At 67.8% G+C, this 5,856-nt stretch carries 6 protein-coding genes; 1 reads left to right on the forward strand and 5 read right to left on the reverse strand.

Going from position 1 to position 5,856, the window contains the following annotated elements:
* From HNV26_RS36535 to ald, 4 genes are all read right to left on the reverse strand, one after another.
* Positions 1 to 740 (reverse strand): response regulator (locus tag HNV26_RS36535; RefSeq protein ID WP_171453010.1); only part of this gene is annotated, 740 nt, incomplete at its 3' end.
* Between the two features lie 176 nt (positions 741 to 916).
* On the reverse strand, positions 917 to 1,816 hold the full coding sequence (locus HNV26_RS36540) for an anti-sigma factor family protein (RefSeq protein WP_171445476.1): 900 nt from the start codon (positions 1,814 to 1,816) through the stop codon (positions 917 to 919).
* Between the two features lie 22 nt (positions 1,817 to 1,838).
* Positions 1,839 to 2,480: a sigma-70 family RNA polymerase sigma factor gene (locus tag HNV26_RS36545; protein WP_011554150.1), complete on the reverse strand. Its 642-nt coding sequence runs from the start codon at positions 2,478 to 2,480 to the stop codon at positions 1,839 to 1,841.
* Positions 2,481 to 2,722: 242 nt separating this feature from the next.
* Complete coding sequence (ald, locus tag HNV26_RS36550) at positions 2,723 to 3,847, reverse strand: alanine dehydrogenase (RefSeq protein ID WP_171445475.1); 1,125 nt, start codon at positions 3,845 to 3,847, stop codon at positions 2,723 to 2,725.
* 186 nt (positions 3,848 to 4,033) lie between these two features.
* Between ald and HNV26_RS36555 the strand changes: the two genes are divergently transcribed.
* The gene (locus HNV26_RS36555; RefSeq protein WP_171445474.1) at positions 4,034 to 5,338 is read left to right on the forward strand and encodes a radical SAM family protein; all 1,305 of its coding nucleotides are present in this window, start codon (positions 4,034 to 4,036) and stop codon (positions 5,336 to 5,338) included.
* 111 nt (positions 5,339 to 5,449) lie between these two features.
* Here the strand turns inward: HNV26_RS36555 and HNV26_RS36560 are convergent.
* On the reverse strand, positions 5,450 to 5,856 hold a 407-nt coding region (locus HNV26_RS36560), incomplete at its 5' end, for a response regulator (protein ID WP_171453011.1).

Genomic DNA, 5,856 nt, shown 5'->3' on the forward strand with positions numbered 1-5,856 from the left:
GGGGGAGGCGCGGCCACGGGGGCCGGAGCGATGAAGCCGATCACCGTCTTCTCGTCGGAGGCGTCATCCAACCCCTCGAGCGGATCCTCCGAGTCGGTGCCCAGCGTGTCGAGCGTGGAGAAGTCCTCCTCCACGCCATCCACCACCGCCTCGGGCGGCGCGACGACGACTTCTTCCTCGAAGGACGGCGTCTCCTCGGGCGCGGACAGGTCGCCAAAGGCGGCGTCCAGGTCCAACTCCTCGCCCGTGACGGAAGGCTCCTCCGCGGTCTCCACGGAGATCTCCTCGCCGAAGTCCGCCGTCATCGGCTCGTCGCCGAGCGCGTCCAGCGTGAGGCTCTCGTCGACGACGTCCTCGGTGGCGGGCAGCTCGGGGAAGCCGATCAGCGCACCCGCGCGCTCCACCAGTTGATCCGCCTCCACCGGCTTGGCGACGTAGTCGTCGGCGTGGGCCTTCAGCTTGCGGTGCTGCGCGAAGCCGTCCGGGTTGCCGATGATGATGATGGGGACGTTCTTGAGGTCATCGTCCTTCTTCAGCTTGCCGCAGATGAGGTAGCCGTTCTGTCCCGCGGACAGGTCCACCGCGAGCACCACGAGATCCGGCCGGTCCCTGCGGATCTGCTCCACGCTGCCCTTGCCGTCGGTCGTCTCGTCGACCGTGAAGCCCCGGCCCTCCAGGGCCGAGCGCAGGGTGGCGGAGAGCGCGGTGTCGCTTTCGACGATCAGGATTTTCTTCGACATGGAGGGACGGCCCGTCCTGGTGTGCGGCGCGCACAAACGCCCTACCGGCCGCGACGCGCAAGGTGATGATGTGCGTCGAGGCTATCGGCCATGTGCGGGAGCGTCAATGTTCGGACCGGGCGGAATTCCGGCTGCCCGGGGAGCGTGCAAGCGCAGTCACACAGGCGACGTTTCCGTCACTGCGGGTACGTCACTGGCTCGACGGAGATGGGAGGCCAGGCGTGCGGCGTGCGCGGCGCGGGCGGGAGCGAATACAGCGGCTCGTCGGCCTCGGGCGCGGACTTGCGCGCGAGCTTCTCGCCGCTGTCGCGCTCGGCGAGCATCCGGCGGATGTCGCTTTCGTCCATGTCCGTCACCATCTCGTAGACGATTTCATCGTCGCGCCAGGTGACGACGTTGAAGCCCTGCGCGGAGTCCACTTCCACGGCTTGCAGGGCCTGGAACTTCGGGATGACGACTTCGTTGTCACCAGGGAGCACGAAGACGCCCAAGCGGCGGCTCGGCTCACCTTCGTTGTCTGGAAGGGTCTCGTAGCTGATGTACGCGACCTCGCGGCCGTTGAGGATGGAGATGCGCCCGCCCAGCGGCTTCGCCTTGGGGATCTGCGGGACGGTGATGCGCGGATCCACCTTGTCCTTGAACCACTCCTCCACCTGCTCTGGCGTGTTGGAGGCAATCTCGAAGGGGAGCGCCTTGCTCTTGCTGTGGCGCTGCACCGCTTCCGTCCTGGCCGCGCTCAGCCGCTGCTCGGCGTGGAACGCGGCCCAGCCGCCGCCCACCGTCACCACCACCAACGCCATGGCCCCGGCGCGCAGCCAGACGCCGAACTGGACGCGGCGCTGCTCCTGCTTGAGGCCCACTTGGATGCCGGCCCGGAGCGAGGCGGGGGCCCGCATGCCCGAAACGGAGTGGCGCGCGGCTCGCCGCAGCGCCTGCTGCATCTGCTTCTCTTCCTCCGCGCGGCGCCGGCAATCAGCGCACCCGGAGAGGTGGGTTTCGAGGTCCACTCGTTCCTCGGGCTGAAATTCACCGTCGAGGTACGGATAGAGTAGCCGGTCGAGGTCCTGGCAGTTCATGGCGCGCGCTAGGAACGGGTTTCTACCCTGTCTTCTTCCTGTGGCGATACTCTTCCAGGTCCGCGGGGGCGTTCACCGGCTCCCCGTCGTGCCGGAAGACGCCCTGGCCCTCGGCGTACTCACGCAGGTTCTTCTGCAGGAGCTTGCGTCCGCGGAACAGGCGGCTCATGACCGTGCCCACGGGGCACTCGAGAATCTCCGCGATCTCCTTGTAGGAGAACTCCTGGAGGTCCGCGAGGATGACCACCAGCCGGAAGTCGATGGGCAGCGCGTCAATGGCCCGCAGCACGTCGTCCGACAGGAGCCGGTCGAAGAAGTACTGCTCGGGGTTGGCCGCGAAGTCCGTCGCGTCCCGGCTCACGAAGCGCTCGTGGACGGCCTCGCGCTCCACGCCTTCCACCACCGTGCGCTCCTTCACCTTCCGCCGGTAGCGGTTGATGAAGGTGTTGGTGAGGATCTTGAAGAGCCAGGCCTTGATGTTCGTCCCGCGCTCGAACTTGTCGAAGAAGCGGTACGCCCGCATGCAGGTGTCCTGCACCAGGTCCTCGGCGTCGCGCTCGTTCTTCGTCAGGCGCAGCGCCGCCGAATAGAGCGGGTCCAGATGGGCGAGCGCCAGCTCTTCGAATTCCTGCTTCGTCCGGTTGGGTTGCCTGAAATCCAACATGTCCCGCCTTCCAAGGGCCCGAAACAAAAGGGGAATGAGTTGTCGCTTACCCGCCAAATGTATGCACGGGAACAACCAGGGCAACAACGGCATCCCACGACACCCGCCCGGACGCCCGCTTCGGGAATACACGACGCCGGCCAGGGAAACATATTCCCTAGCAGAGATAACGAGCGGGGAGGCCGGATGTCGCCATCCGAACCTCCCCGCCAGGGACTGCGTCGTTTGCCTGCTTGTCGGGCTTACTTGCCGGCGAGCGCGTCCGCGATGGGCATGTAGGCGTAGCCCATGTCCTTCGCGACGGCCTCGTAGGTGACGTGGCCGTTGTAGGTGTTCATCGCACGCGAGAGGGCGCGGTCCGCCTTCACGGCCGCCGCCAGGCCCTGGTTGGCGATCATGAGCGAATAGGGGCGGGTGACGTTGGTGAGGGCGTAGGTGGACGTCTGCGGCACGGCGCCGGGCATGTTGGCGACGCAGTAGTGGACGACGCCGTGGACCTCGAACGTGGGGTTGTCGTGGGTGGTGGGCTTGCACGTCTCGATGCAGCCACCCTGGTCCACCGCCACGTCGACCACGACGGAGCCCGGGCTCATCTCCGAGATGAGGGCCTCGGAGACGAGCTTCGGGGCCTTGCGACCGGGGATGAGCACCGCGCCCACGACGAGGTCGGCCTCGCGCACGGAGCGGGCGATGCTCTCCGAGTCAGAGGCCAGCACGCCGACGCGGCCGAGGAACACGTCATCCAGGTAGGTCAGGCGCTCCATGTTGACGTCGATGATGGTGACCTCGGCGCCCATGCCCACCGCCACCTTGGCGGCGCACAGGCCCACCACGCCGCCGCCGATGACGGTGACGCGGCCCCGGCGCACGCCGGGCACGCCGCCCAGGAGGATGCCCTTGCCGCCGTGGGCCCGCTCCAGGCACTTGGCGCCCACCTGGATGGCCATCTTTCCGGCCACCTCGCTCATGGGCTTGAGCAGCGGCAGGCTGCCGTCGTCCGGCTGCAGCGTTTCATAGGCCACGGCCGCGGCCTTCTTCTGGAGCAGCGTCTTGGTCAGCTCCGGGTCCACGCCGGCCAGGTGGAAGTACGTATAGATGATCTGGCCGGGCTGGATGCGCGCGTACTCGGGCGCGATGGGCTCCTTGACCTTGATGATCATCTCCGAGCGCTTCCAGACCTCGTCCGCGGTGGAGACGATCTGTGCGCCGACGCGCTGGTACTCTGAATCGGGGATGCCGGAGCCAACGCCGGCGTTCGTCTCGATCAGGACCGTGTGACCCGCGGCGATGAAGGCGGCGGCGCCAGCCGGTACCATGCCGACGCGGTACTCGCGGGTTTTGATCTCCTTGGGAACTCCGACGATCACGACTGCCTCCGAGAGGGGACGTAAAAAAAGCGCGCGGACCCTAACGAGGGCTCAAGGGGGAATCAAGGCGCGGGCGGACAGCCCGGAATGAGCGCCATTGGCGTCAAACACCCCTGAAGACATGACGCGAGGCGTTGGATGCGATGCGTGATGAAGCGCGCGCCGCTCGTGTTAGTTACCAGGGGCATGACGTCTGCTCCGAAGCTCCTATTCGCGGACCCCAAGGGACGGGTGATGGAACATCCGTACCTGCTCGCCACGCTGCGCAGCGGCGAAGAGCTCGTTCCTCCGCAGGACAAGCCCATTCCGCTGCCGTCCTCCGGGCGGCTCGTCCACCTGCCAGGGCGCCTCCCGGTGGGCCTGCATCCGGAGACGGGTGAGCTGGAGCTCGTCCGCGAGATGAAGGTGGGGGGCAAGACGTTTGTCCCCAACGCGGTGGGCGCGCTGTTGCCCCCCGGCTACACGCGCACCTTCCTCCCCGGCGAGGTGAAGGGCAGTGGCCCCGTGCTGCCGCAGTGGGCGTACACCGCCGCGGCCTGGGTGGGTGAGGGGCCGGTGGCGTGGGCCATCCATACCGACCGTCGCTCCCACTGGGACCCGGAGCGGTTCTCCACGCCGGACATGAAGGACCTGGTGGCGAAGCACATGGCGCGCTTCCCGGACAACCGGGTGCTGAAGCAGCTCAAGACGTGCGCGCTGCTCTATCGGTGCTTCACCTCGCAGAACACGTTCTACGTGCGTGACGAGGCCGCCATCCCCGCGTCCGTCATGTGCAACGCGCGCTGCGTGGGCTGCATCTCCGACCAGCCGGCGGACGGCCCTCCGGCGTCGCACGAGCGCATGGATGACGGGCCCACGGGAGAGGAGATGGGCCAGATTGGCCTCTTCCATCTGGAGCACGCGCCAGGGCGCACCATGGTGAGCTTCGGCCAGGGCTGCGAGGGCGAGCCGCTCACGCGCTGGAAGCAGATTGCCGAGGCCATCCGCTACATGCGGGCGCGCACGCAGGCGGGCTCCATCAACATCAACACCAACGCTAGCCTCACGCGCGGCCTGGAGGCCCTCTTCGACGCGGGGCTGGACGCCATCCGCGTGTCGCTCAACTCGGCGGTGAAGGACCTCTACGAGGCCTACTACAAGCCGGTGAAGTACGGCTGGGAGGACGTGGAGGCCTCCATCGCCCTGGCGCGTGAGCGCGGCGCGTACCTGGCGCTGAACCTGCTGCTGTTCCCCGGCGTCACCGACCGCGAGGGCGAGGTGCGGGCGCTGGAGCGGCTGGTGAAGAAGTACCGCGTGGACCAGGTTCAGACGCGCTCGCTGTGCATCGACCCGCTGCAGTACCTGGAAGTGGCGCGCGAGCGCGGCGCGGGAGGAGAGCCGGTGGGCATCCGCACGCTGCTTCAGCGGCTGAAGGCGGCGCGCCCCGGGCTCATCGTGGGCAACTTCGCGCGAGGGCTGGAAGAGCGCGAGAACGCGGCCCGGCGCCGGTAGCGCCTGGGGGCGGGGGAGGGCGTTCCTTCCCCCCGTCGGAGGGGAGGCCCGGTGGGCGCTCCGTCCTCTGGGGGCAGGTGGCGTGGCCTCGGGGGCACGCGGCCCCTGGGACTACTCGTTGCCGGTGGGCATCAGCTCCTTGGCCACCAGGTTGCCCATCACCGCGTCCTTGGGGATGTAGCCGTCGGCGCCCGCCTCGCGGCAGATGCGCTGCAGCTCCTCGACGTTCTCACCCGAGCACAGCAGCACCTTGATGCCCTTGAAGAGGCTGTTGCTCTTGATGAAGCGGCAGAACTGCTCGCCGTTCACGTTGGGCATGCGCACGTCCAGCAGCACCAGGTCCGGACGCGTCTGCTTCTTGAGGATGATCTTCGTGGCCTTGTCGGCGGTGTCCGCGACGTGGACCTCGAAGCCCTTGGTCACCAGGTCCGCTTCGATGATGCGGGCCGTCATCTCGCTGTCATCCACGATGAGGATGCGCGGCTTGCGCCCGCCCGTGGTGGGCGCGGGTTTGAGGC

Origin of the sequence: Myxococcus xanthus, from assembly GCF_013116825.1 — a bacterium.
Classification (GTDB): Bacteria; Myxococcota; Myxococcia; order Myxococcales; family Myxococcaceae; genus Myxococcus; species Myxococcus xanthus_B.